Below are 26,157 nucleotides of genomic sequence, written 5' to 3' on the forward strand. Positions count from 1 at the left end.
CCCTCGGCGATCGCCCCTGGACTGTCTGTTCGGGGGTGATCGCCGTCTTTGCGTGAATACACCCGCTGTTCACCTTTTAGTCCGGTTCAGGGGGTTTTCGCCGCATACGGTCGCTGCGTTCCCACCGAGAAGCGACCCTGGAGGCCCCGTGTCCCTGGAGCCCGGACGACTGCTGCCCTTGTTCACCGCGCATTCCGGCGGCCGGTCACCGATCACCTGCGAATACCGCTGCGGCAACGCGTGTGCGCACGAGGCCCCGAACCCGACCGGCAACGAGTACTTCGGCGACATCGCCAAGGGCGTCTCGCGCCGCGGCGTGTTCAAGGCGGGCGCGGTGATGGCCGCGGCGGCGGGCGGGTTCGCCGCGCTGTCCGGCACCGCTGCCGCGGCCACGCCCACCCAGGCTCCGGTGCCGCTGGCGAAGGGCCGTGCGGTGCCCGGCACCGACTTCACTCCGGTGCCGCCGAACAAACTCGACGTCGTCAGCATCCCCGACGGTTACGCCCAGCACGTGGTGATCCGCTGGGGCGACCCGGTGGTCCCCGGCGCGCCGAAGTTCGATTTCCGCAAGCAGACCGCGGCCGCGCAGGCCAAGCAGTTCGGCTACAACAACGACTTCGTCGGCCTGATCCCGCAGGATCCGCTCGGTCTGCGCAATCTGCTGGTCGTCAACCACGAGTACACCACCGAGGTGCACCTCTTCCCGGCCGATCAGTACGACCCGGCCAACCCCACCGAAGAGCAGGTGAAGATCGCCTGGGCGGCCCACGGGCTGTCGGTGCTGCAAACGCTGCGCGACCCGATCGGCGGCGCGCTGCGCACCGTGCCGAGCCCGCTGAACCGGCGGATCACCCTCGACACGATTTTCGAGGTGCGTGGTCCGGCGGCCGGTTCGAAGTACCTCAAGACGTCGGCCGACCCGTCCGGCAAGCGCGTGCGCGGGACCCAGAACAACTGCTCCGGCGGCGTCACGCCGTGGGGCACCGTGCTGTCCGGCGAGGAGAACTTCCACCAGTACTTCGCGCACGCGGACAAGGTGACCGACCCGGCGCAGGCCGCGCGGCTCAAGCGGTACGCGATCGGCACCGGCGAGAGCACGCGCAAATGGGAGCGGTTCGACCAGCGCTGGGACGTCTCCCGAGAGCCCAACGAGCCCAACCGGTTCGGCTGGGTCGTGGAAATCGACCCGAATGACCCGAATTCCACGCCGGTGAAGCACACCGCGCTCGGCCGGTTCAAGCACGAGGCGGCGAACGTCAAGATCACCGCGGACGGCCGGGTCGCGGTGTACTCCGGCGACGACGAGCGGTTCGAGTACATCTACAAGTTCGTCTCGAAGGGCAAGTACAAGAAGGGGAATTCCGCGCTCGCCCGGCGGCACAATTCGGCGCTGCTGGACGACGGAACCCTGTACGTCGCCAAATTCTCCGGCAACAGCCCGGGCGAGATCGACGGTTCCGGCAAGTTGCCCGCCGACGGCGAGTTCGACGGCACCGGCGAGTGGATTCCGCTCGCCAGCGGCGACAAGTCCTTTGTGGACGGATTCACCGCGGAGGAGGTCTACGTGTTCACCCGCCAGGCCGCTGACCGTGCCGGGGCGACCAAAATGGACCGTCCGGAGGACATCGAGCCGAACCCGGTCAACGGCCGGATCTACGCCGCGCTCACCAACAACTCCGACCGCGGCGCGGCGGGCAAGGCGGCCCCGGACGAGGCGAACCCGCGCACCCGCAACAAGAACGGGCACATCCTCGAATGGGACGAGGAGCGAGGCGACAGTGCCTCGACCCGGTTCTCCTGGCGGCTGCTGCTCGTCTGCGGCGACCCGGCGACAGCCGACACCTACTTCGGCGGGTTCCCGAAGAACCAGGTCAGCCCGATCTCGTGCCCGGACAACGTGGCCTTCGACCCGCACGGCAACCTGTGGATCTCCACCGACGGGAACACCCTCGGCGCGAACGACGGCTTGTTCTCGGTGCCGGTGACCGGGCCCGAGCGCGGGCACGTGAAGCAGTTCCTGTCCGTGCCGGTCGGGGCCGAGACGTGCGGTCCGGTCGTCACCGAAAACCTCGTGCTCGTCGCGGTGCAGCACCCCGGCGAGGACGCGGCCAGTTCGGCGAACCCGACCTCGCACTGGCCGGACGGCGGCAACTCCCAGCCGCGGCCGGCGATCGTGTCGGTGTGGAAGAAGGGCGCCTTCGGATTGCCCGGCCGGATCGGCCACCGGTAACACTTTGGGGTGTTTCTTACCGCCGCACGCCCATCCTGGGTCTAGCTTCACCGCGTGAGGCGGGCAAGGAAAGTCGCGATCGGACGTACGGCGGGCGCGGCGGCCAGTACAGCGATGCTGGTCGGCGCGCTCGCCGTCGTTTCACCCGGATCCGCTCCCGCCGAGGGGGCTCCGGACTGCGGCGGCATCGCGGCCAACCCGAGCGTGGAGGACGCCGGTTCGCCCGGCGGACCGCCGAGGGAGTACCTGTTCACCCCCGCCGCGCCGGTTCCGCGCAGCACTCCGGCCGACCGGGTGCCGAAGCTGCTCACCAGCACCGCGCACGCGGTCGACGGGCACGTCAACGCGCAGATCCAGACGCCGGACGGCCGGGTCAGCTCGGCCAGCCAGCAGGTGAAGGCGGTGCCCGGCGGGCAATACGCGCTGACAGTGTGGGCGGGCACCACGCAGTCCGGCCTCGGTTCGCGCGCGAGCGCGACCACCGGCCTGCGCTTCGCCGACCGCACCGGCCGGGTGCTGGTGGAGAAACCGCTCGCGGTGACGCACGACGTCGCGTCCGACGGCAAGCTCGCCCAGCAGGAGCTGGCGCCGGTCACCGCGCCGGACGACACCGCGGCGGTCTCGTTTTTCGCCCGCACCAACCACAACTGGGTGCTGTGGGACTGCGTGCACGTGGCTCTCGCCGCGTTCACGGTGAAGATGGAGGTGCGGAATCCGGCGGACGGAACGTGGGGCCCGTCGGCTGCCATCCCGGCCGGCGACGCCGCGCACTTCCGTATCTCCGTCGCCAACACCGGCACTCAGCCGATTACCGGGCTGCTGGTGAAGGACCCGTGGTGCTCCGGGCTTCCCGGCGCCTTCGACCTCGCCGGCGGTGCGTCGCGGGAACTCGCCTGCGACCACCCGAACCTCACCGAGGACGACAACGGGCACGTCAACACCGCGAAGGTCACCGGCACCGGTCCGGGCGGGCCGCTCGCCGAGCAGAAGGCGACCGCGACGGTCACCGTCATTCCGCAGCCGGCGGTCGGCAAGATCGGCGACCGCGCGTGGAAAGACCTGAACCGCAACGGCATGCAGGACGACGACGAACCCGGCTACCCGGATCTTCCGGTGACGCTCAAGGACGGCGCGGGCGGCACCGTCGCCACCACGCGCACGAACGCCGACGGCAGCTATCTGTTCGACCAGCGCAAGGACGGCACCTATCAGGTGTGCTTCGACGTGTCGAAGCTGCCGGACGGGCTCACCGTCACTCAGCGCGGCGCGGGTGCCCCCGGCCTGGACTCGGCCGCGGACCCGGCGACCGGCTGCACCTCGCCGTTCACCCTTGGCGGCAAGGACCGCGAACGGATGGACCTGGACATCGGCCTCGCCCCGCCCGCCCCCGCACCGCCGACCGTTCCGCCCTCCCCGACCGCCTCCGCCGCGGCATCCGCCGTGAAGTAGCCGACTCCCGACCACTGAGCGTCACGGGTGGCCGGATGCGAGACTGTGGCTGCACACCACGTCTCGGGGAGGTCTGGACCAATCATGACCGCGGCCGCTGGCGCGCAGCTGGACGACCCGCCTCCGTGGTACCGCCGCCCGATGACCTGCACGTGGGCCGCCACCGGGGCGGTCCTCGTGCTGTACACGGTGCTCGCCTGGCAGCGCCGGTGGATGAGCGACGACGGACTGCTCGTGCTCCGCACCGTCCGGCAAATCCTCGCCGGGAACGGACCGGTGTTCAACGTCGGCGAGCGCGTCGAGGCGAGCACGAGTCCGTTGTGGACCTGGCTGCTCGCCGGCGTCGGCACGATCCCCGGACCGCCGCTGGAATGGATCGCGGTGCTCACCGGCCTGCTGTGCGCGGTCGGCGGCCTGTTCTTCGGCCTCGACGGCGCCCGCCGGCTCTACGCCGGACCAGTGGCTCCCGCCGGTGCGCTGGTCGTGTGCGCGCTCCCGCCGTTCCGCGACTTCGCGACCTCCGGGCTGGAAACCGGCCTGGTGCTGCTGTGGCTGGGCCTGAGCTGGTGGTTGCTGGTGCGCGGCAAAGCGCCGATCGCCACCGCGGTCGTGCTTGGCCTAGGCCCGCTGGTGCGGCCGGACCTGGCGTTGTTCAGCGTGGTCGGCTTCGTCGCACTCGTGCTGCTGCGCCGTCCTCGATGGCTTGCCGTGCTTGGCTGGTTAGGCGCAGGCGTCACGATGCCGGTGGCATATCAGGTGTTTCGGATGGGCTACTACGGTTTGCTCACCCCAAACACCGCGCTCGCTAAGGAAGCAGCCAACAGCGATTGGCCGCGCGGCTTCGCGTATCTAGCCGACCTGATCAACCCCTACGTGCTGTGGATTCCGTTGCTGCTCCTAGTAATCGCAGCGATCATGGTGCGCCGATCCCTAGTTCTGCTGCTGACTTCACTGGCAGGCGCGCTTTTGCTCGCCCTGTACGTCGTGCGAGTCGGCGGAGATTTCATGCACGGCCGGATGTTGCTGCCCGCGTTGTTCGTGCTTCTGCTTCCAGTCATGGCGATTCCGGTGACCCGCAAGACAATCGCGCTGGCCGCCGGAGTCGCCGCGTGGTCGGTGATCGCGGGCGGCTGGCTGCGCGTGCCCTACGAGAACACCCATCTAGCGGTCAGCGTCACCGACGAACGCGGATACTGGTCATGGGCGACCGGACACGAACATCCGGTACTGGCCACGGACTATCTGGGCCAGGACGTCATCCGCCACGCCGTCGACGCGGTGCAAGCGACGAAGCAGCCAGCGGTGCTCGTCTACAGCTACGGCGACGTGAAACAGTGGTTCCGCTTTCCGACCGACCGCCCGTACGTGACCATGGCGGCCGACAGCATGGGCGCGATCAGCAACATCGTGTCGCTAGACGTGCGCATCCACGACGGCTACGGCCTGGCAAGCGACCTCGCCGCACATTCGACGTCGATCCTCCACGGCCGCCCCGGCCACTCGAAGTGGCTGGTAGCAGCATGGGAGATCGCCGAAGCCGGACGCGGCGACTACGCCACCGACGGCGAGATCCGGATGTTCCAGCCCGTCGAGATCGACGCCGCCCGCCAAGCACTGCGCTGCCCCGACGTGCGGGAAGTGCTCGCCTCGACCCGCGAACCCCTCACCTGGAGCCGATTTATCGACAATTTCACCGGCTCGATACACCGAACGGAGATCCGCTACCCACGCGACCCGCAGGCCGCGGCTCACTGCGGGACGTGACCTCCCCCTGACTGGCGCGCGTCCCGCAGACGCCTACCGTTGGCGGTATGACCGATCTGCCGCTCGCCTTGATCACCGGCGCCTCCCGAGGCATCGGCGCAGCTATCGCGCACCAGCTCTCCCCAACGCACCGCCTGCTCCTAGGCGGCCGCGACACCGACGCCCTGGCGAAGGTGGCCGAGGAACTGCCCAGCGCCGAGCCATGGCCGGTCGACCTCACCGACACCGCGTCACTCGAAGCCGCAGCGAGCAAGATCGACCGCCTTGATGTTCTCGTCCACTCCGCAGGCGCCGGCAAAATCGGCACCGTCGCCGACTCGCCATCGTCGGTATGGCGCACGAACCTCGAAGTGAACGTCATCGCAGTAGCCGAACTGACCCGCCTCCTGCTGCCCGCGCTCCGTGCCGCGAACGGCCACGTCGTCGTGATCAACTCCGGAGCCGGGTACACCGCTCGACCGGGCTGGGGTCCTTACGCGGCAAGCAAATTCGCCGTCCGCGCGTTCACCGACTCACTTCGCGCCGAAGAACCTGACCTGCGCGTGACGTCGATCTTCCCCGGCCGCACCGACACCGACATGCAGCGGAATGTCCGCACCCAAGAAGGCGGGAGCTACGAGGCCGACAAGTACCTGCGCCCGGATTCCGTGGCGACGGCCGTCCTCACCGCCGTGACCGCCACCCCGGAAGCCCACTTCACCGAAATCCAGGTACGTCCTCGCTGAGGTCAGGCGCGCAGCCGGGCGGCGGTGTCGGCCACCGTCGCCTGGATCTCGCGGCGGTCGACCCGGGTCGGCTCGGCGTCGGTGACGACCTGCTCGCCCGCGACCCACACGTCGCGCACCCGCCGGGAACCGGCCGCCCACACGAGGTTCGCCAGCAACTGCTCGTCCGGTACGTCCAGCCCCGCGGCGAACGCCGGGTCGTCGAGGTCGACGTGCACCAGGTCCGCCCAGCGGCCCGGCTCCAGCACGCCAAGGTCATGCCGCCCCAGCGCCTCAGCCCCACCCCGGGTCGCCATCAGGAAAACATCCTTAGCCGTAACCACAGTCGAATCATCGTTCGCCAACCGAGCCAACATCGCCGTCAGTTGCAGCTCTTCCCACAGATCGATGTCATCGTTCGACGCCGGACCATCCGTCCCGAGACCGATCGCCACCCCAGCCGCCCGCAAATCCTTGATCCGCGCGATCCCCGAAGCCAGCTTCGCGTTAGACCCAGGACAATGCGCCATCCCCACCCCACGCGCAGCGAAGATCGCGATGTCCTCATCCGACAAATGAATCGAATGCGCGGCCAGCACCCGCCCGTCGAACACCCCCAGCGAATCCAGCAGCCGAGGCACCGACCCGTACTCCTTGCGCTGCTCCACATCCTCCGCCGCGGCCTCAGCGACGTGGATCTGCACCAACGCCCCGCGCGCCGCCGCGGATTCCGCCGTCGCCCGCAGCCCATCCGGGTTCAGCATGTACGCCGAATGCGGCCCGTAACCCAGCTCGATCCGTTCCCCCGGACCGAACCGCAGGCCGTCGGCGTCGATCCAGCGGTCGATCGCCGCCAGCGTGGAGCGCCAGTCCATTCCGGGCAGCTCGATCACCGGCGGCGCGACGAGCACCCGGCCGCCGGTGGTGAGCACCGCGTCCACGAGCTGTTCGCCCTCGAAATACATTTCCGCGCTGGTCGTCACGCCGTGCCGGAGCATTTCGACCGACCCGAGCAGCATGCCGGTGCGCACGTCGGCGGGCTTCAGTTTCGCCTCGGTCGGCCAGATGATCTCGCGCAGCCAGCGCAGCAGCGGAAGGTCGCCGCCCATGCCGCGCAGCAGCGTCATCGGGCTGTGCGCGTGCGAGTTCACCAGGCCGGGCAACAGGATTCCGGTCAGCCGGGTCGTCTCGCCGGAGAACTCCGGCGCGCTCGAGGCCGGTCCGACGAAGGAAATCCGGCCCTCGTCGTCGACGTCCACTACGGCGTCGCGCAGCAGCGAGCAGGACAGGTCGGCGGGCAGGACTACCGGGGCATGGAAGCGACGCGACATAACGAGATAGTACGGGCGTCCCAGTAGCGGTTAATCCACTACGCCGCTACGCCAGGCCCAAGCTGCGATTTCCACTCGGTTACGTGCGCCGACCTTGCCCTGCACCGAAGCCAGATGCGTCTTGACCGTCGACAGCGACAGGAACAGCTCAGCGCCGATTTCGGTGTTGGTGAGCCCGCGCGCGGCGGCTTTCACCACGTCCAGTTCGCGCGCGGTCAGCGGCTCCGACGGTGCGGGAGCCTCTTTCTTGGCGGTGGTCCCGCCGTCGAAGTGCTTGAGCAGCCGCACGGTGATCTGCGGCGACACCAGCGCGTCGCCGCGGTCGGCCGCGCGCACCGCCTCGATCAGCAGCGCGGGCCCGGCGTCCTTGAGCAGGAAGCCGCTCGCGCCGTTGCGCAGCGCGGTGTGCACGTACTCGTCGAGGTCGAAGGTGGTCACCACGACGACTTTCAGCGGGTCGGCGACGTCCGGCCCGGCCAGCTGCCGGGTGACCTCCAGCCCGTCCAGGCCCGGCATGCGGATGTCGAGCAGGCAGACGTCCGGACGCAGTTCACGCGCCTTGGCGACCGCGGAGACGCCGTCGGGCACGTCCGCGACCACCTCGATGTCGTCCTGAGCGTCCAGGATCATGCGGAAACCCATCCGCACCATTTCCTGGTCGTCCGCGATCAGTACCCGGATCACCCGTCTGTCTCCCCGTTCGCCTCGAGCGGCAGCCACGCCTCGACCCGCCAGCCGCCGTTCGGCTCGCGGCCTGCCGAAAGCCTGCCGTGCAGCAGCGCGACGCGTTCGCGCATGCCGACCAGACCGTATCCGCCCGACCCGCCGGCCGGGCGATGAGTCTGCCCGCTGCCGTTGTCGGTCACCCGCAAGTGCAGTTCGCCTTCGACGACCTCGGCCAGCACGAGCGCCTCGGTGGCGTCCGAGGCGTGCTTGCCGACGTTGGTGAGCGACTCCTGGATCAATCGCAGCGCGGACCGGCCGACCTCGTGCGGCAAGTTCGCCGGAAGGTCGAGCCGCAGTTTCGTCGGGATGCCGTGGTTGTTCGCCTCGACGAGTTTGCGCAAGTCAGCGGCTAGGTCCGTGGTTGCCTGCTCGTTGAACTCGCCGGAGCCGGCCTGAGCGTCGCCGCGCATGCTGCGGACCAGACGGCGCATCGCGGCGAGCGCTTCGACCCCCGCGTTCTCGATCCGGCCCATCGCCTCCAGCGCGAGTTCCGGGTTCTTCTCCCCCATCATGCGCGCGGCCTGCGCCTGCACGACGATGCCGGTCACGTGGTGCGCGACCACGTCGTGCAGCTCCCTGGCCAGCGCCATCCGCTCGGCCGTCTGCGCGTCGGTGACCGCCGATTTCACCACCTGCGCGCGTTCGGAATCGCGCGAACGCAGGTAGAGGCCGATCGCGATGGCGATGCCAAGCAGCAGGACCGCGACGGTGGCGAGGGTGCCGAGCGTCGCCGGGTCGGTGAGCAGCCGGCCAGTGCGGTACGGGCCGAAGTTCAGCACCGTGCCGATCGCGACCACGCCGGACAGCACCACGATCCGCGGCCAGGCCCGGGCGAGCGGCACCGCTCGCACGACATTCACGACCACGCCGAAGCCGGCCACGATCTGGGTCGGCGGGATGCCGCCGAGCAGCTGGTAGCCGTAGCTGGGATGCAGGAACGGCGTCGCGAGCGCGGACAGCAGCAGGAGCCCGGCCACGACCAGGATCGCGTCCCGCGGGCGGCGCGGCGAGAGCGCGGTCACCGCGGCGGCACCGATCGAGCAGGCCAGCAGCGGGAAACCGCGGCTGCCGCTTTCGTAGGTGTAGCCGAATTCGATCAGCACGCTGATGCTGAGCATGCCTATCAACGGCCACTGGCCGCGCACCAGTTCGGTGAACCGCTGCATGTTCCGCAGCCGTTCCACCGTCGCCGGGTCGCGTTCGCGGCGCGGGCGGCCGATCGCGCCGGTGATCACGGCCACGACGAGGAGCGCGAACCCGAACAGCAACGACTGCGCGATGTTGCTGGAGTAGAGCCTGCTGTCGTACTGACGGCCGAATACCGCCGTGAGCGCGCCCATGATCAGCGCGCTGGTCACCGCGAACGCGACCCCGGGGCGAGCCCGGCGGGCGAGGAAGTAGACCATCTCGACCCCGGCCACCACCTCGGTGATGGACAGATTCGCCAGCACGCTCGAGTAGGTCGGGATGGAGAGGTAGCGGATCGCGAAGGTGCAGAACATCAGCGTCAGCGCACCGAATACGCCCGCCACCGCCGCGCGTTTGCGAGCCCACAACGCGCACGCCGCCATCGCGAAAATGCCCGGGAAGAGACCGAGGTCGACGAAACGCGGGCCGACGTTGTCGAGTGCCGCGTCGGTTACGAATACGACGTCGAACGCCAGTGCCGCGAGCAAAACGAGCACGGACATGTCGAGGCGGCGGGCGAGTTCGCCCGCCCGCGCGGCAAGCGATTGCGACGGCGGGGTGTGCGGCACACCGTGACGGTAGATGATCCGCGCCCGCGCGCACCTTGGCCACGTGGTCCGCGGCCATCGGCCGATCGGCCGATGAAGGCCGGTCAGGTACCGGCCGTCTGCCCGAAGTGGACACCCGCCCGAATCCGCGAGGCTGCCTTCCGTCGCAGTCGAAGACGCATGACGGAAACAGGGAGAGAGCTGGCGGATGACGAATCCACACCTGAGCGCCGGACCGGTGTTGTCGGGGCGCGGGCTGGTGAAGCGCTACGGGCAGCAGCACGCACTGGCCGGAATCGACATCGACGTCCAGCCGGGCGAGGCGATTGCCATCGTCGGCCCCTCCGGCTCCGGCAAAACGTCGCTGCTGCACGTGCTCGCCGGGATCCTGCGCGCGGACAGCGGCGAGATCTGGTTGCAGGGACAGCGGATCGACCAGTTCGGCGAAAAACGGCGCAGCGAACTGCGGCGGACCGAATTCGGTTTTGTCTTCCAGTCCGGAATGCTCGTGTCCGAACTGACCGCCGAAGAGAATGTCGCACTGCCTTCGCTGCTGGCCGGCGGAACTCGTGGCGAATCGATTGCCGCGGCGCGGGAATGGCTCGGCAAACTCGGCCTGGCGGGCAAGGAGGGCCGCCGTCCCGGCGAACTTTCCGGCGGCGAGGCGCAGCGGGTGGCGATCGCCCGCGCGCTCACCCACCGGCCGAAGGTGATCTTCGCCGACGAGCCGACCGGCGCGCTCGACACCCGCACCGGCCGCGAGACGATGGACGCGTTGCTGGCCGCCGCGCAGGAGTCCGGCGCCGCGGTGCTCGTGGTGACCCACGACCGGGAACTCGCCGAATCGATGCCGCGCACCGTGGCGATCCGCGACGGCCTGATCGCGACGAGGCTCGCGGCATGAACCCGTTCCAGCTCGCCTTGCGGGTGCTGCGCGGCGACCGGCGCACCCGCACTTCGGCGATCCTCACCGCGGTCGGCGTCGCCGTCGCGACCGGGCTCGTGCTGCTGCTGGCGACCCTGCCGTACGCCACTCAGGCACGCGAGCAGCGGGCGCTGTGGCAAAGCAGCGGCCGCTACGACTCCGGCCAGCAGAACACCCTGCTCGTCAATTCCTCCAAGGACTATTTCGACGGCAAGCAGGTCGCCCGCGTCGACCTCGCGGTCACCGGCCCGGCCGATTCGCTGCGCCTGCCGCCGGGCATCCCGCGGCTGCCCGGCCCCGGCGAGACGATCGTGTCGCCCGCGCTCGGGAAACTGCTCAACGCCACCCCGGCCGACCAGCTCGGGAACCGCTTCGGCAAGCCGGTCGCCGCGTTCGGCGACGAGGCGCTGCGGTATCCGGAACAGCTCGTCGCGCTCGTCGGGCACAGCCCGCAGGAGATGCGTCCCTACGGGCACAAGGACCAGCCCGGCCAGGACGCCTTCCCAGCCTCGTCGTTCCCGGCCGGGAAGGGACATCCGGACGGCCTGCTCACGGTGTTGTCCTGGGTCGGCATCATCGTGCTGGTCGTGCCGAGCCTGGTGCTCGTCGCGTCGTCGGCCCGGCTCACCGCCGCCCGCCGCGAACAACGGCTCGCCGCGATCCGGCTGGCCGGGGCGACTCCCGGTCAGGTGACCGCGATGGTCGCCGCCGAAACCGGCCTGTCGGCAGGGGTCGGCGCGCTGCTCGGACTGCTGCTGAGCCCGGCGCTGAGGGGGATGGCCACGTTCGTGCCGTGGGACGGCGGGACCTGGCTGGCGTCGGACTTCGCGCTTCCGGTGGGACTGACCGTGCTCGCGGTGCTGCTGGTTCCGTTGCTCGTGGTGCTCGCCGGGGTGCTGGGCCTGCGCCGGGTGGTGAGCACCCCGCTGTTCGCGACCGGCGGCCACACCGTGAAGCCGTTGCGCTGGTGGCGGCTGCTCGCGTTGCCCGCGGCCGGATTGTTCTTCTTCTACACCGTTTTCGGCGCCCGCAGCGGCGGCAACGGCAACCTGGTGCTGTTCGGCCTGTTGCTGGTGGTCGCTTCGGCGATGGTGGTCGGGCCGTGGGTCACCTCGGCGGTCGGCGGAACGTTCGTGCGGATCTGGCGGCGGCCGTCGTCACTGCTGGCCGGACGTCGGCTCCGCAACGACCCGAAGGGCTCGTACCGGGCTTCGGCCGGGATCGTGCTCGCGGTGTTCACCGGCTCGATGGCGCTCACCCTGCTGCCGTCGATCGAATCCCTCGCCGGCGGCGGACGCCAGTACGTGGACTCGGCGCTGTACGTCGACGTCACCGCGGACCGGGCTCCCGAAGCGGCCGAGCGGACCAACACCACGCTCGCGAAAGCCGGACTGTCCGAACGCGTCGTTTCGGTGGCCAGCGTCTACGTGATGCAGGGCGAGGGGAACTACCGGTCGATGCAGCGGGCGTACGTGATGACCTGCTCGGACGCCGCCAAACTGACCCGGCTCGGGATCACCCAGCAGGACTGCAAGCCCGGCGTCGGGCTGTACACGCCTTATCAGCTGGACACGAGCAACCTGCGGGTCGCGCGGTACGGCGGCGAGGACAGCACGGGCACTCCGCTCGGCGCGGTCACCACGGGCACCTACCACCCGGAAAAGCACAACAACTACGGCGAGTACGTGATCGACCCGTCCGCGGTGCCCGCCGGCGTCAAACCGAGCACGGTCACCCTGGTCGTGCCGACCGCTGAAGCCAACCGCGAGACCGTGCGGACCGCTCTGGTGCCCAACGCGGTCGGACAGGAGATCGGCAGCCGCGAGCAGTACCTCTACGGACAGCAAGTGCAGCTCAGCGACCTGCGCCGGGTCACCGTGATCGGCCTCATCGCGGCGGGCATCCTGGCCGGCTGCAGTGCCGCGGTCGCGACGGCGGGCTCGGTGATGGACCGGCGGCGGACGTTCGGCGCGCTGATGGCGGCGGGCACGCCGGTGCGGGTGCTGTCCCGGGCGTTGCGGATGGAGGCCGCACTGCCCGCGCTGGTGGCGACCATCGGCGCTGGCGTGACCGGCGTCGTGGTCGGGCTCGGACTGTTCATGGCGACGATGGAACGGGGGTCGGTCGTGTTCAGCCCGTGGATCGCCGCGCCGGTGGTGCTGGGAATCGGGGTCGCGCTGCTCGGTGCTTCGGTCTGCACGCCCGCGCTGAAACGGGTACAGGCGGAACCGCTGGCCGACGAATAGCTGGCCGCCGCCCCTCGTCGGGGGAGGGGCGGCACCGGGGGTGAAGGAAGCGAAGGGCCGTTGCCGGGGATGGGAACCCGGCAACGGCCCTTCGTCAGTTTCGGTTCAGCGCTTCTCGAAGATCAGATCGTGCGAAACCCGCCCCTCGCGGTCCGCCCGCTGTTCGAACTTCGTCACCGGCCGCCACTCCGGCCGGGGCGCCCAGCCGCCGGGCTCGTCGGCGTACCGGTTCCGCAGCGCGGGTTCCGCCGAGCACACCTCGAGCATCTGCTCGGCGTAGTGCTCCCAGTCGGTCGCCATGTGGAACGTCCCGCCGGGCGCGAGCCGCGAAGCGATCAGCGCCACGAACTCCGGCTGCACGATCCGCCGCTTGTGGTGGCGCTTCTTCGGCCACGGGTCCGGGAAGAACAGCCGCACGCCGGACAGCGTGCCGGGTTCGACGTGGCCGGTCAGCAGGACCACCGCGTCGCCGTGCATGAGCCGGAGGTTCGTCACGCCCAGCTTTTCCGCGCGCAGCATCAGCTGCCCGAGCCCGGGGTCGTACACCTCGACGGCCACGTAGTTCAGCTCCGGCGCGGCGGCGGCCAGCTGCGAGGTCGTCTCGCCCATGCCGGAGCCGATCTCCAGCATGACCGGCGCTTCCCGGCCGAACCACTCGGTGAAGTCGACCGGGCCCTCGGGCAGGTCGGACACCGTCCGGCCGAGCCGCGGCCAGTGTTCTTCCCAGGCCCGCTGCTGGCCGACGGTCATCCGCCCGCCGCGTTTGACGTAACTGACCACGCTGCGCAGCCGTGGCTGGTCCTCGTTTTCCACCCGGACAACATACGGGCGCGTCAGCGGACCGCTTCGAACTCCCCGAGCCGCGACCGCAGTCCGGCGAGCCCGGCGACCGCGACCGGCTCCGGCGCTCGGGCGGAATGCGCGGGCAGAACGTCGATCCAGCCGTCGTGGCGGTCGGTGTTCAGCACCGTCGTCGGGATGGAATGGCCGGACTTGCCGCGTTCGGACGGCATGAACTCCCAATACCCGGATTCGCCGTCGGCCGCCCAGGGCACGAATTCCCAGCCCATCCGCTTGCCGAGCAGCTGCGCCACCCGGTCCTCGATGCGGAAGCCGAGTTCGCGCGATTCGAGCCGCCCGCTCGCGACCGCGCGCAGCCACCACGGCGCGGGGAGCGTGTCGTCGGTTCCGCACGCCCGCCGGTACAGCCCGAGCACCGCGTCCTCGGGGGCGCGATGCACCCACGCCTGGCGCAGTTCCGCGGGCCGGGTCGCGGGCAGCGCGAACCGGGGCAGCTCGATCGCCTGGGACCATTCGAGGTCGAGCATCGGCTCGAGGCGAGGGGTCGGTACCGCAGCGTCGCGGGAAACGAGATTCTGATCAACGTCCACCGTCACGGTTCACCTCCGGAGAGCTGAGACGGGGCTCTAGCGTTGAATATCCGTGGGTTTCTGACAGTATGTCCGCTCGCTGTGAGAGAAGCCACACCGGTTTACGTGAATTTAATCCGAATGCTCGCCGCGCAATCGGGAATGTGCACGTGCAGGTCAGGCGTCCCGCCGATTCGCGGTCGCCACGCCCGCGGCGAACAACACCACGCTGATCGCGGCGAAATACGCGAGATATCCCCACGGCCCGAAAGGCGCCGACAGTTTCAGGGTCGTCCTGGTGAAATCGCCACCGGCGAACTGCGACGCCGCGTAGAACGGCATCCACTGGTAGAGGTCGCTGCCGATCTTGGGGATCAGCAGCACCAGGCCCTCGACCAGCTGGGTCCACACGAGCGTGATCGCCAGCGCCAGCGCGGAACTGCGCAGCAGCAGGCCGACGCCGACGCCGAGCAGGCCGGTCAGCGCGAAGGTCAGGGTCTGCCCGAACACGATCCGCCAGTCCGCCCCGGAATGCAGGCTGAGGTCGGCGTCCGGGCGCACGAGATGCGCCAGCCCCCACGAGCCGACGCCGGCGAGCAGGCCGAGCACCGCGCAGACCACGAGCACCACCGCGCCCTTGGCGAGCAGGACAGGCGTCCGCGTCGGCACGGCCTGGAAGGTGAGCCGCAGCGTGCCCCAGGTGAAGTCGGCCGTCGCGGCGAGCACCGCCAGCACCAGCGCGACCGTGCGGCCGGTGCTCGTGGCGAGCTGAGTATTGCTCACGTCCGCGGTGATTTCGGCCCCGGAAAGCCCGAGGAACAACGCGGTGAACGCGATCGGCGCGGCCACCGCGATCAGCGCGCACCACCACGGCGCGCGCGTGCTGAAAAGCTTGATCCGTTCCGCCCGCAGCAGATTCACCGCGCACCTCCACTGGTGAATTCGGCCGCCTGGCCGGTCAATTCGAGGTAGGCGTGCTCGAGCGATCCGGCCAGCGGGCTCAGCTCGTGCAGCGTGGCGCGCGCGGCGAAAGCGAGCTCGCCGATCGCGTCACTGTCCATTTCGGACACCAGGAACGCACCGGATTCCTCGGTGAAAACCGCGCGTCGTTCGGTGAGCGCGGTGCGCAGCGCGTCGGCGTGCGGCGTGCGCACCCGGACTCCGCGCGAACCGGCGCGGGCCACGAAATCGGCCATGGTGCCCTGGTAGATGAGCTGGCCGCGGCCGATCACCACGAGGTCCTGCGCGGTCTGCTCCATCTCCGGCAGCAGGTGGCTCGACACGAAGACCGTGCGGCCTTCCGCGGCGAGCCCGTGCAACAGCTGGCGCACCCAGTGCACGCCCTCGGGATCGAGGCCGTTCACCGGTTCGTCGAACAGCAGCACGCGCGGATCGCCGAGCAGCGCGCTCGCGATGCCGAGCCGCTGCAGCATGCCGAGCGAGAAGGCGCCCGCCCGTTTGCCGGCCACCGCGGAAAGCCCGACGAGTTCGAGCACCTCGTCCGCGCGCCGGTCCGGCAGCCCGTTCGTCGCGGCGAGAAACCGCAAATGCTGGCGAGCGGAGCGGCCTGGATGCCGCCAGGTCGCGTCGAGCAGCGCACCGACCGTGCGCAGCGGATCGGACAGCTGCCGGTACGGCTTGCCCTCGATGTGCGCGGTGCCCGCGGTCGGCGCGTCCAGCCCGAGCAGCAGCCGCATCGTGGTGGATTTCCCCGCCCCGTTCGGGCCGAGGAATCCGGTGACGCGACCGGCCCGCGCGGTGAACGTCAGGTCCCGGACCGCGACGGTGTCGCCGTAGGACTTGGTGAGTCCAGTCGCTTCGAGCACGCTGTCCCCCTTCTCGTGGGCCGAACTCTACCGAAACGAAAAGATCCGGGCCGCCCCCCGAATGGCGACCCGGATCTTGTTCCCCTTTTCCCCTTTTTCCCCTGTTCGGCTCCGCCGGCCCCCGCCTGACTCGCCCGAACTCCCTGTGGGTCTTTACGCGTCGCGCTTCTTCGCGACGCCGATCGCGATGGCCAGCAGCACCACGGCCACGCCGGCGAAGTAGGCCAGCGAACCCCACTGCGACAGCGGCGCTTCCGACGCGCCCGGCCCGTGCTGGGTGCCGCCCAGGAACCGCTCGGCGACCGTGAACGGCATCCAGTCGTGGATCTTGGGGCCGACGGTCGGGATCAGCTGCACGAGGTTTTCCACTGCCAGCACGTAGATCAGCAGCAGCGAAAGCGCGCCCGCGCTGTGCCGGATCAGCGTGCCGACCGCGACCGCGATGACCGCAGCGAAGGCGAACACCACGCCGATGCCGGCGACGTTGATCCAGTCCGCGGAGGTGTGCAGCGCGGCCGAGTCCGACGGGCGGATCGCGTAGCCGAGGCCCCACGAGGCGAAGGCGGCGATCTCGCCGATCACGAACGACAGCAGCGCGACGACGGTGGCCTTCGCGACGAGCACGCTGCCGCGGTGCGGCACCGCCTGGAATGTGGTGCGGATCGTGCCGAAGCGGTACTCGGTGGTGACCGCCAGCGCCGCCAGCACCATGATCACCGCGATGCCGAACTGGTGCCCGACCTGGGTGTCGGCGACCGAGATCGTCTCCCCGCTCGGCAGCGCGCTGGCCATGAGCCCGGCGAATCCGATGGTGAGTGCGAGCGCGATGACGGCGCACCACCACGGCGACCGGGTGGTGAAGAGCTTGATGCGTTCGACCGCGAGCAAAGTCATGATTTTTCTCTTCCCAACGAGAGTGTGGTCAGCGGATGGCCGCGGCCTGCTGCGCCTCAGCTTCGAGTCCGGTGTGGTACTCGACGGAGTCGCCGGTGATCTGCATGAAGGCTTGTTCGAGCGAGCCGGTCTGCGGGCTCAGCTCGTGCAGTACGACGTTCGCCGAGGCGGCGATCTCGCCGATCTTCGCACTGTCCATTCCGGACACAATGAGCGCCTCGCCGGCATCGGTGACCTGTGCGCTCGCGGAGATCAACTGCTGACGCAGCGCCGGAAGCTGCGGCGAGCGCACCTTCACGGTGTTCTCCGCGGCCCGCGCCACGAATTCCTCAGTGGTGGACTGCGCGATCAGCTGGCCCTTGCCGATGACCACGAGATCGGTCGCGGTGAGCGCCATCTCGGAAAGCAGGTGGCTCGACACGAAGACGGTCCGGCCCTCGGCGGCGAGCCGCTGCATGAACTTGCGGATCCAGAGGATGCCCTCCGGGTCGAGGCCGTTCACCGGCTCGTCGAACAGCAGCACCTCCGGGTCGCCGAGCAGCGCGGCGGCGATCCCCAGCCGCTGCGACATGCCGAGCGAGAACCCGCCCGCCCGCTTGCCCGCGACGCTGGTGAGCCCGACCGTGTCGAGCACCTCCTCCACCCGCGCCGCCGGGATCCGGTTGGACCGGGCCATCCACTGCAGGTGCGCCCGCGCCGAGCGGTTGGGATGCACCCATTTCGCGTCGAGCAGCGCGCCGACCGTGCGCAGCGGGTCTTTCAGTTCGTGATAGAGCTTCCCGCCGATCCGGACCTGGCCCGCGGTCGGGTTGTCCAGTCCGAGGATCATGCGCATGGTGGTGGACTTGCCGGCGCCGTTCGGGCCGAGGAACCCGGTGACCTTCCCCGCTGCCACGCTGAACGACAGGTTGTTCACCGCGAGCGTGCTCCCGTAACGCTTGGTGAGACCTGTTGCCTCGATCATCCCCTGCTCCCTCTACGGCGGTGCTGACGGAATTCATCCTGTCCCAGCGCGCGCGTTTTCGCGTCATCCTGTGGACCGAACCGGCTACCCGACCTGAGTAGTACTCAATCGTGTCGCGAGGCGGAGCGCGATGGGGGATGCCCCTGAGGCGACCCTGAACTTTGCCGGACGGCCGCGGTCCCCGCTGCGAAATCCGCTGCGAATTCCGCCGCGGGGTCCGGTGTGGACAGTGTCCGAATGGGACGGTTCAGCCGATCCCCGGCCGGGCGAGGCCGGTTTCGTAGGCGAGGACGACCGCCTGCACGCGGTCGCGCAGGTCGAGCTTGGACAGGATCCGCCCGACGTGCGTTTTCACCGTGGCCTCGGAAAGGAATAACGTCTCGGCGATCTCGACGTTCGACATGCCTTTCGCGATCAGCACGAGCACCTCGCGTTCGCGGTCGGTCAGCACGTCGAGTTCGGCCGGATCGCGCATTTCCGAACCGCCGGAGCCGACGAACCGGTCGAGCAGCCTGCGCGTGACCGAGGGCGACATCACCGCGTCGCCGTCGGCCACCGAACGCAGCGCGGACACCAGGTAGTCCGGCTGGGTGTCCTTGAGCAGGAAGCCGGACGCGCCGCCCTGCAGGGCGGCGTAGACGTACTCGTCGAGGTCGAAGGTGGTCATCACGAGCACCCGCGCGGTGCCCGCCGCGACGATCTGTTTCGTCGCCTCGACGCCGTCGAGGACCGGCATCCGCACGTCCATCAGCACGACGTCCGGCCGCAGTTCGGCGGCCATCCGCACGGCCTGCGCGCCGTCGCCCGCCTCGCCGACCACGTCGATGTCGGCCTGCGCGCCCAGCACCATCCGGAACCCGACGCGCATCAGTTCCTGGTCGTCGACGACCACCACTCGGATCACGAGTTCAACCTAACCGGCAGCACCGCTCGCACCTGCCAGCCACCGCCCTCGGCGGGGCCGACCTCCAATGTTCCGCCGTACACGTTCGCCCGCTCCCGCATCCCGATCAGCCCGTTCCCGCCCGCGACCGACAGCCGCGGCGCTGGTTGCCGAGCCGTCCCGGCCGTCCCGGAAGATCCAGCCATGCTGGAACTTCCGCCCGCGCCGACCTGTTCGAGCCGCCGGGCCCGGCCCGCGCCGTCGTCGCGCACGAGCACCTCGACCTGGTCGCCGATCCGCTGCACCCGCACCGCGGCGTGTGCTCCGGCCCCGGCGTGCTTGAGCGTGTTGGTGAGCGATTCCTGGACGATCCGGTAGATCCCGAGCGACACGCCGGCGGGCAACTGGTCCAGCCCGTCGCCGAGGGAGAGGTCCACCGGTACGCCCGCGGTGCGCATCCGTTCGGCGAGATCGCCCAGCGCGGTCGCGTCCGGCTGCGGCACCCGAGGTTCGTCGTCGCCGCGGTCGTTGCGCAGCACGTCCAGCAGGCGGCGCAGTTCGCCGAGCGCGCCGCGGCCGGTTTCGGAGATCGTCCCCAGCGCACGTCCGGCGAGTTCCGGATTGGATTTGAGGGCGAGCGCCGCGCCGTCGGCCTGCACGACCATCACGCTCACCGAATGCGCCACCACGTCGTGCAGTTCCCGGGCGATCCGGCCGCGCTCCTCGGCCACCGCGATGCGCGCGGCCTGGTCGCGTTCGGTCTCCAGCAGGTGCAACCGGGCCTCCAGTTCGCGCTGGTAGGCGCGGCGGGCGTACATGAATTCGCCGAGCAGCCAGCAGAAGGCGATGGTGAAGGCGCTGAACAGCAGCTGGGCCGCCATCGACGGCTCGGGATTGACGATCGCGGTGACGACCATGGCCACCACGAACGCGCCGCCGTAGATCAGCCCCTGTTTGCGACCGACGTAGACCTGGACCGAGTAAAGGCTGATCGCGAGCGCGGCCAGGCCGGATACTCCCAGGTTCAGCGTGCTGTGCGCGTAGGAGATGACATAGGCGGTGTACGCGGCGAGCAGCGGCCGTTTGCGGCGGAACACGAGCGGGGCGACCACGGCGAGGTCGATCGGGATCGCGACGTACCACTCGGGGCCGGGCACATCGAGATCGACGCCGCCGCTGGCGAACACCAGGATGTCGAAGGCCGCGAGGAACAGCGCGAGCAGCGAGTCCCCCACCATCGGGTGGGCACGCATCCACAGGCTGAGCCGTCGCACCTTTCCACAGTAGGTCGCGGCGCGGGCGGCCGCGTCGGTCGCGGGTAGCACCTTCGGTGCGACCGAAGGATGACCGGCATGCGACGATTCCCGCACGGGTGAGTGCACGAGCCGGAAGGGGGCCGGGGCGGTGACGGCAGCGGCGGAACGGGGAAGGCTCGCCGGCCCACTGTCCGCGTCGGTGGCGGAGCTGTGCCACCGGCTGCGGTCCCAGGTGTCCCCGCGCACCGCCGCCGGGTTCGCCGAGGTGCTCCGCAGGCTCGGCGCGCCGCTGCAGGTGGCGGTCGCCGGCCGGATCAAATCGGGTAAGTCGACGCTGGTCAACGCGCTGATCGGGCGGCTCGTCGCGCCCACCGACGTCGGCGAGTGCACCCGGTTGGTCACGCGGTTCCAGTACGGCACCGTCGACCGGGTCGAGGTGGTATTCCTCGACGGCCGCAAGCAGGTGCTGCCCTTCGCCGCGGACGGGTCGATCCCGGCCGAGCTGGGGGTCGACATCTCCGAGGTCTCGCACCTTGAGGCGTACCTGACCAACGCGGTGCTGCAGGACATGACGGTGATCGACACTCCCGGCCTCGGTTCGCTGGACGCGGCGTCGGTTTCGCGGACCGAGCAACTGCTGGGCGCGGCCGAGCAGGACGAGGGCTCCGACGACCTCGACGACACCTCGCGCAACGCCGTCGCGGGTGCGGAGGCCGTGCTGTACGTGGTGACGCAGGGCGTGCGCGCGGACGACCAGCAGGCGCTAGCCGCGTTCACTGCTGCGACCGCGAGCCGCGAAGCCGGGCCGGTCAACGCGATCGCAGTGTTGAACAAGGCGGACACGATCGTCGCGGAATCTGTCGAAGGCTCCGGTGGGGACGTCTGGAAAGCCGCTCAACTGCTCGCGGAGAAGCAGGCCGCGACGTTGAAACCACGGGTCGCGGACGTGCTGCCGGTGATCGGCCTGATCGCCGAATCGGCCGAGTCCGGCGGGTTCACCTCGGCCGACGCCGAAGCGCTCGGCCAGCTCGCCGCCCTCGACGACGACATCCTCGAAACGATGCTCATCGCGGCCGACATCTTCACCAGCTGGGAATGCGAAGTCCCGGCCGGGATTCGGTTGCGGCTGCTGGAGAAGCTCGATCTCTTCGGAATCCGCTGCGCGGTCGACGCGATCCGCGCGGAACCGGAGATCACCGCGGGAGCGTTGCGCCGCAAGCTTCTCGACATCTCCGGCCTCGACGCGGTCCGCCGCAGGCTGTCGATCGTCTTCGCCGCGCGCGCGGACGGAATCAAGGCCGCGGCCGCGCTGGCGTCGGTGACCGCGCTGGCGCACGCGTCCGGCGACCCGGGCGAACGGCAGCGCGTGCACGACGCGATCGAGGTGTTGCTGGCCCGCCCGGAAGCGCATCAGCTGCGGTTGCTGGAAGCGTTGACGCTCGTCGCGTCCGGTGCCGTCGAAATGCCGGAAGACCTGGCCGAAGAGGTGCTGCGGGTCGGAAGCAACGCCGATATCGGCGCGCAGCTCGGCCTTCCCGGAGCCTCGCGACCGGAGCTGGCGGCGCACGCGCTGGAACGCGCCGGCTGGTGGCGTTCCTTCGCGTCTTTCGGCGCGACTCCAGCGCAAAGCCGCGTGGCCCACGTCGTGCACCGCGCCTATTTCCTGATCTGGCAACAGATTCGCGAACAGTAAACAACTCGCCCGCGACGCGTAGGCTGAATGTCGTGCGGCTGGAGGACACCACCTCGTGGCGGGTTTACTGGGGGAGCGACCACGACGTCGACGTGGCGTTGTTCCTCCGGGACGTGCTCGCGCTCTCGGTCGCCGACGGCCAGCTGCTGCCACCCGTCGAACCCGCCGTGCCCGTGCACGTCCCGCCCGCCCTCGACCGCGCGGCGGTGCAAGCGCAGTGGGAACCGTGGTGGAACGGCCTGCTGACCTTCCTGCGCGAACGCGGCTCCGGGCGCACCCGCCGGACAAGCCCAGCTCCCGGCGACGGTTCGGCGATCGACCTCGCGGCCCAGCATTTCGCCCCGGCCGCCGCCGAACACTTCGCGGTGGCCCGCCGCCCGGTCTCGTCCGGCTTCCACCGCCGCCAGATCCTCGCCGGGGAACGGTTGGGCAGGCTGGTCCGCGAAACCGAGGTGGAGCTGGGCCGCCGCGCCCGGCCGTTCCGGCTGTCGGTGCTGGAGATCCCGGTCGCGGGCCGGGTGTGGCTGCGGACGGCGGAACACCAGCTGCTGGTGTCGTCCCGGCTGGCCGCGGACGTGCCCGCGCTGGACGAGGCGATGCGCTCGCTGATCCGCGAACTCGCCTGAAACTCCCGCGCAAACGTTTGCGAACAGGGTTTAGCGCACCCCGAGATTGATAAACCGAGTGCTCGGTCTAATAATGATCGGCATGGAGACAGTGGTCGACGAACCGGCGTGGCTGCGCCGCGGATCCTGGCTGGCCTGCCCCGTCGGCGGGGCGTTGCTGGGCTGGGGCGCACAGGCGCTCGCCGATTGGATCGTGTCGCTGCCGTGGTTCCCGGTGCAGGGTCCGTTCCGGCTGCTGCACGCGCTGCCGCAGCCGTGGCGGCTGATCGGCGCGGTAGTCGTCGGCCTGCTGCTCGGGGTCGCGTTCGCCTGGTTCTGGGCGTGGGACCGGCTGATCGTCACGGTGTCCGCCACGCGCGTCACGCTCGAACGACGCGAGCGGCGCCGGCGCATCGACACTCCCCTCACCGCCGCGTTCTTCGACGACGGCAAGCTCGTGCTGCTCGGCGAGAACGACCGGGAAATCGCCAGGGAGAAGACGGACCTGCCCCGCAAGCAGCTGGCCGAAGCGTTCACCGCACACGGCCGCCCGTGGCTCGACGAACCGCCGCCTGAGCGATGATGTCCCCGTGGTGAGGACGGTCGACCCGGAGAAGCACGCGGCGAAACGACGCGCGATTCTCGACGCGGCAGCGGGGTGCTTCGCCCGGGACGGCTTCGAAAAAACCTCCACCGCCGACATCTGCCGCGCCGCCGGGATCAGCTCCGGCAGCCTGTTCCACTACTTCCCTAGCAAACGTGCGGTCTTCGTCGGCATTTTCGAGGCGGACACCACCGAAAACGAGGAACTGCTCGCCGCCGCGGCGGAAATGGCCGACCCGTGGGAAGCCGTGCTCGCCGTGGTCGAGCGGATGTCGGCGGCGATCGTGCTGCCCGGCGTCGTGCGGCTGATCCTCGAAGCGGCCGCGCAGGCCGCGCGCGATCCGGAGTTCAATGAGCTGATCCGCGGCAGCGACGACCGGATGCGGATCGGTCTCGCGGGCTTGATCGAGCGCGGCGTCCGGACCGGCCGGTTGTCCCCCATGCTGTCCCCGGCCGACGCGGGCAACTGGGTCGTCGCGCTGGTCGACGCCCTGCTTTCCCGCGCGAGCCTCGATCCCGACCTGGACGTCGAGCACGAGCAGGCGGTGCTGCGGCAGCTGCTGACGCGGATTCTCGGCCCGTCTGAGTGATCGGCCCCCGCCGCGCGGCGCGGTGCCGCAAACTGGTGAAATCACCCGGACGGCCAGGGGAGGGTCCAGATGGCGTGGTTCGGCCACGAGGAAGCCGGCGACGCGGCGGAAGCGCCGACCGGCGAGATCAGCGCGGACGCCCTCGCGCGGATCATCGCCGAGGCGGACGGAACCGCCGCCGCGGCGGATGCGTCGGATCCCGATGTGGACCTCGTAGCTGCCCCGGGTGACCTCGAACGCGCGCTTTCCGACCGGCAGGCGCTCATCCAGCTCTGCCTGTACGCGCTGGACCGCGCCCGCAGCAGCGGCGTCGTGGAACGGCTCGAACACGGGCTCGCCGCCATCGGCGTCACCGCGTTGCGCGCCGAAGGCGAGCGGTTCGACCCGGCGCGCCACGAAGCGGGCGGGGCCGTGCCCACCGACGATCCAGAGCTGGAAGGCATCGTCGCGGAGACCGAGGTGGTCGGGTTCGCCGATCAGGAACGGCTGTTGCGCGCGCCGATCGTCACCGTCTACGCGAAGCGGGCGCAGTGACCGCACCGACGCTCCCCGCTCAGGTCCAGGCCGCTCGCGAACAGCTGCTCAGCGTTGTCCGCGAGGCTGATCCGCAGGCCGCCAAATGGGTCGAGGACCAGCGCAAGGCCCGTTCGGAGAAACCGTCCGTGGTGGTCGTCGGCGAGACGAACCGCGGGAAGAGTTCGCTGGTCAACGCCCTGCTCGCGACCCCGGGACTGTCCCCTGTGGACGCTGACGTGGCCACCGCGACCTATCTCGTGTTCGAGCACGCGCCGCAGTGGGGCGCGCAGGCCTGCTACCCCGGTCAGCTGGCGTCGGTGCCGTTCGACCTGGCACAGCTGGTCGACTGGGTGTCCGCCGCGCACGAGCTGCCGCCAGGACAGCTGCCGCCGCGCTACGTCGAGGTCTCCGGCCCGGTCCCGCTGCTGGAACGGCTGACCCTGGTCGACACTCCGGGTGTCGGCGGGCTCGATTCGCTGCACGGCGAACTGGCGAAGGAAGCCGCCGCGGGCGCGACCGCGCTGGTGTTCGTGGTCGACGCGTCGGCCCCGTTCACCTCCACTGAACTGCAATTCCTGCGCGAGGTCGCGGACCGCGTCGAGACGGTTGTCTTCGTGCTGGCCAAAACCGACGCGTTCCGCGGCTGGCGCGAAATCCTGGAAGCCAACCGGCAACTGCTCGCCGAACACGCGCCGCGCTTCGCTGACGCGGTCTTCCATCCGGTGTCGGCGCGCGTGTTCGAGAGCGCGGCGAAGGCACCGAACGAGCAGGTCGCCGCCATGCTGCGGGAGAAGTCCGGCATCGCCGCGGTGCAGGTCGCGCTGCAGGAATTGCTGGTCGGCCGGTCGATCATGCTCGCCGAAGCCAACACCCTCCGCTCGCTGTCGAGCGCGCTGGCCGGGATCAAGGCGAAGCTGCAAGCCGAAAGCCGTGCCCTGTCCGCCGGGGAAGCCGAAGCCGAACAACTCCGCGCCCGCCGCGACGATCTCCAGTCGCAACGCCGCACGTCCACCCGGGGCTGGCAGCTGCGCTTGCGCGGCGAAATCCAGCGCACGCGGGTCGAGGTCGGCCACGAGAGCAGCCGCGAAATGCGCGAAGCGCAGGCGCATTTTCGCCAGCGCATCGACGCGGCCAAGCGCGACGAACTGGCCGCGCTGCCGCAGGAAGTCGACATCGCGCTGCAGACCGCGTCGCAGCGAGTGTCGATGCAGCTGTCGCAACGGCTGAACCAGGTCACGAACACCGCGCTCTCGGAACTGTTCTCCGCCGAGGAACTCGACGTGATCCGCGCGCAGTTCGCGCGCGCCGGCGGCCCACCGGTCGTGCTGCGCCCACCGGACAAGAAACCGCCGACCGCCGAAGACAAACTGCTGGTGTTCATGGGTATTTCCGGCGGCGTCGGCGCGGGGAAGATCGCCGCGCTGCCGCTGGCCGGGGTCGCGATCCTCAACCCGGTCGTGCTCCCGGCGACGATCGTGATCGGCCTCGGCGCGGGCTGGTGGATGGCCCGCACCCGCAAACACGCCGCCGACAAGCAGCACCTCAAGCAATGGCTGGTCGAAGCCATCGCCGACGCCCGCTCGACGCTCGACCAGCTGATCGCCGAACAGCTCATCGAGGCCGAACAGCAGCTGTCGCTCGCCCTCGACGAGGCATTGGGCCGCCGCATCGAGGCGATCGAGGCGGAGCTCAAGGAGGTGGACCAGACGATCAAGATGAGCGCGCAGGAGCGGGCGAAGAAGATCGCGATCGTCTCGAAACGCCTCAAGGACGTGACCGAGGGCCATACGCGGGCCGAAACGCTGCTTTCCCGCATCCGCACGGTGCGCGACCGGGCATGATCAGC

At 69.9% G+C, this 26,157-nt stretch carries 23 protein-coding genes; 12 read left to right on the plus strand and 11 right to left on the minus strand.

The window, feature by feature from the left end:
* Window positions 1–148: 148 nt before the first annotated feature.
* The 4 genes from ACZ63D_RS15940 (at window position 149) to ACZ63D_RS15955 (ending at window position 6,168) form a co-directional block, all read left to right on the plus strand.
* Window positions 149–2,230, plus strand: coding sequence for a PhoX family protein (locus ACZ63D_RS15940; RefSeq protein WP_465355046.1), 2,082 nt, complete (start codon window positions 149–151; stop codon window positions 2,228–2,230).
* Between the two features lie 54 nt (window positions 2,231–2,284).
* The gene (locus ACZ63D_RS15945; protein ID WP_465355047.1) at window positions 2,285–3,679 is read left to right on the plus strand and encodes a DUF7850 domain-containing protein; all 1,395 of its coding nucleotides are present in this window, start codon (window positions 2,285–2,287) and stop codon (window positions 3,677–3,679) included.
* Window positions 3,680–3,763: 84 nt separating this feature from the next.
* Entirely contained in the window at window positions 3,764–5,443 is a 1,680-nt protein-coding gene (locus ACZ63D_RS15950; RefSeq protein ID WP_465355048.1) for an arabinofuranosyltransferase AftB family protein, read from the plus strand.
* Window positions 5,444–5,490: 47 nt separating this feature from the next.
* The gene (locus ACZ63D_RS15955; RefSeq protein WP_465355049.1) at window positions 5,491–6,168 is read left to right on the plus strand and encodes an SDR family oxidoreductase; all 678 of its coding nucleotides are present in this window, start codon (window positions 5,491–5,493) and stop codon (window positions 6,166–6,168) included.
* Between the two features lie 2 nt (window positions 6,169–6,170).
* On the opposite strand, the gene ACZ63D_RS15960 is transcribed toward ACZ63D_RS15955, so the two are convergent.
* From ACZ63D_RS15960 to ACZ63D_RS15970, 3 genes are read right to left on the minus strand one after another with little or no spacing between them, the layout of a single operon-like run.
* Window positions 6,171–7,478 (minus strand): amidohydrolase family protein, encoded by a 1,308-nt coding sequence (locus ACZ63D_RS15960; RefSeq protein ID WP_465355050.1) that lies wholly within the window; start codon window positions 7,476–7,478, stop codon window positions 6,171–6,173.
* A gap of 30 nt (window positions 7,479–7,508) precedes the next feature.
* Window positions 7,509–8,162, minus strand: a complete 654-nt coding sequence (locus tag ACZ63D_RS15965; protein WP_465355051.1) for a response regulator — start codon at window positions 8,160–8,162, stop codon at window positions 7,509–7,511.
* Complete coding sequence (locus ACZ63D_RS15970; RefSeq protein ID WP_465355052.1) at window positions 8,159–9,961, minus strand: sensor histidine kinase; 1,803 nt, start codon at window positions 9,959–9,961, stop codon at window positions 8,159–8,161. The genes ACZ63D_RS15965 and ACZ63D_RS15970 overlap by 4 nt, the downstream gene beginning before the upstream one ends.
* Before the next feature lie 187 nt (window positions 9,962–10,148).
* Here ACZ63D_RS15970 and ACZ63D_RS15975 point away from each other — a divergent pair, with 187 nt between their 5' ends.
* Window positions 10,149–10,844 carry an ABC transporter ATP-binding protein gene (locus ACZ63D_RS15975; RefSeq protein ID WP_465355053.1) on the plus strand — a complete coding sequence of 232 codons (696 nt, stop codon included), beginning with the start codon at window positions 10,149–10,151 and terminating at the stop codon, window positions 10,842–10,844.
* Window positions 10,841–13,111 (plus strand): FtsX-like permease family protein, encoded by a 2,271-nt coding sequence (locus tag ACZ63D_RS15980; protein ID WP_465355054.1) that lies wholly within the window; start codon window positions 10,841–10,843, stop codon window positions 13,109–13,111. The genes ACZ63D_RS15975 and ACZ63D_RS15980 overlap by 4 nt, the downstream gene beginning before the upstream one ends.
* 105 nt (window positions 13,112–13,216) lie before the next feature.
* Here ACZ63D_RS15980 and trmB read toward each other — a convergent pair whose 3' ends face one another.
* The 8 genes from trmB to ACZ63D_RS16020 form a co-directional block, all read right to left on the minus strand.
* Window positions 13,217–13,924: a tRNA (guanosine(46)-N7)-methyltransferase TrmB gene (trmB, locus tag ACZ63D_RS15985; protein ID WP_465355055.1), complete on the minus strand. Its 708-nt coding sequence runs from the start codon at window positions 13,922–13,924 to the stop codon at window positions 13,217–13,219.
* Between the two features lie 20 nt (window positions 13,925–13,944).
* The gene (locus ACZ63D_RS15990) at window positions 13,945–14,439 is read right to left on the minus strand and encodes a hypothetical protein (RefSeq protein ID WP_465355555.1); all 495 of its coding nucleotides are present in this window, start codon (window positions 14,437–14,439) and stop codon (window positions 13,945–13,947) included.
* A 219-nt stretch (window positions 14,440–14,658) separates the two neighbouring features.
* Window positions 14,659–15,402: a hypothetical protein gene (locus ACZ63D_RS15995; protein ID WP_465355056.1), complete on the minus strand. Its 744-nt coding sequence runs from the start codon at window positions 15,400–15,402 to the stop codon at window positions 14,659–14,661.
* Window positions 15,399–16,307 carry an ABC transporter ATP-binding protein gene (locus ACZ63D_RS16000; RefSeq protein ID WP_465355057.1) on the minus strand — a complete coding sequence of 303 codons (909 nt, stop codon included), beginning with the start codon at window positions 16,305–16,307 and terminating at the stop codon, window positions 15,399–15,401. Before ACZ63D_RS16000 ends, ACZ63D_RS15995 begins: the two co-directional genes overlap by 4 nt.
* A 153-nt stretch (window positions 16,308–16,460) precedes the next feature.
* A complete protein-coding gene (locus ACZ63D_RS16005) occupies window positions 16,461–17,201 on the minus strand; it encodes an ABC transporter permease (RefSeq protein ID WP_465355058.1) in 741 nt (246 codons plus the stop codon).
* 28 nt (window positions 17,202–17,229) lie between these two features.
* Window positions 17,230–18,165, minus strand: coding sequence for an ABC transporter ATP-binding protein (locus ACZ63D_RS16010; RefSeq protein WP_465355059.1), 936 nt, complete (start codon window positions 18,163–18,165; stop codon window positions 17,230–17,232).
* Window positions 18,166–18,412: 247 nt separating this feature from the next.
* Window positions 18,413–19,069: a response regulator gene (locus ACZ63D_RS16015; protein WP_009085178.1), complete on the minus strand. Its 657-nt coding sequence runs from the start codon at window positions 19,067–19,069 to the stop codon at window positions 18,413–18,415.
* A complete protein-coding gene (locus ACZ63D_RS16020) occupies window positions 19,066–20,286 on the minus strand; it encodes a sensor histidine kinase (RefSeq protein WP_465355556.1) in 1,221 nt (406 codons plus the stop codon). Before ACZ63D_RS16020 ends, ACZ63D_RS16015 begins: the two co-directional genes overlap by 4 nt.
* Window positions 20,287–20,452: 166 nt before the next feature.
* Between ACZ63D_RS16020 and ACZ63D_RS16025 the strand changes: the two genes are divergently transcribed.
* The 6 genes from ACZ63D_RS16025 (at window position 20,453) to ACZ63D_RS16050 (ending at window position 26,152) form a co-directional block, all read left to right on the plus strand.
* On the plus strand, window positions 20,453–21,997 hold the full coding sequence (locus ACZ63D_RS16025; protein ID WP_465355060.1) for a dynamin family protein: 1,545 nt from the start codon (window positions 20,453–20,455) through the stop codon (window positions 21,995–21,997).
* A gap of 32 nt (window positions 21,998–22,029) precedes the next feature.
* The gene (locus ACZ63D_RS16030) at window positions 22,030–22,623 is read left to right on the plus strand and encodes a hypothetical protein (RefSeq protein ID WP_465355061.1); all 594 of its coding nucleotides are present in this window, start codon (window positions 22,030–22,032) and stop codon (window positions 22,621–22,623) included.
* 82 nt (window positions 22,624–22,705) lie between these two features.
* Window positions 22,706–23,185, plus strand: coding sequence for a YqeB family protein (locus ACZ63D_RS16035; RefSeq protein ID WP_465355062.1), 480 nt, complete (start codon window positions 22,706–22,708; stop codon window positions 23,183–23,185).
* 7 nt (window positions 23,186–23,192) lie between these two features.
* Window positions 23,193–23,795, plus strand: coding sequence for a TetR/AcrR family transcriptional regulator (locus ACZ63D_RS16040; protein ID WP_465355063.1), 603 nt, complete (start codon window positions 23,193–23,195; stop codon window positions 23,793–23,795).
* A gap of 69 nt (window positions 23,796–23,864) precedes the next feature.
* Complete coding sequence (grpE, locus tag ACZ63D_RS16045; RefSeq protein ID WP_465355064.1) at window positions 23,865–24,329, plus strand: nucleotide exchange factor GrpE; 465 nt, start codon at window positions 23,865–23,867, stop codon at window positions 24,327–24,329.
* Window positions 24,326–26,152 (plus strand): dynamin family protein, encoded by a 1,827-nt coding sequence (locus ACZ63D_RS16050; protein WP_465355065.1) that lies wholly within the window; start codon window positions 24,326–24,328, stop codon window positions 26,150–26,152. Before grpE ends, ACZ63D_RS16050 begins: the two co-directional genes overlap by 4 nt.
* Window positions 26,153–26,157: the final 5 nt, after the last annotated feature.

It is taken from the genome of Amycolatopsis sp. NPDC104775, from assembly GCF_055583325.1.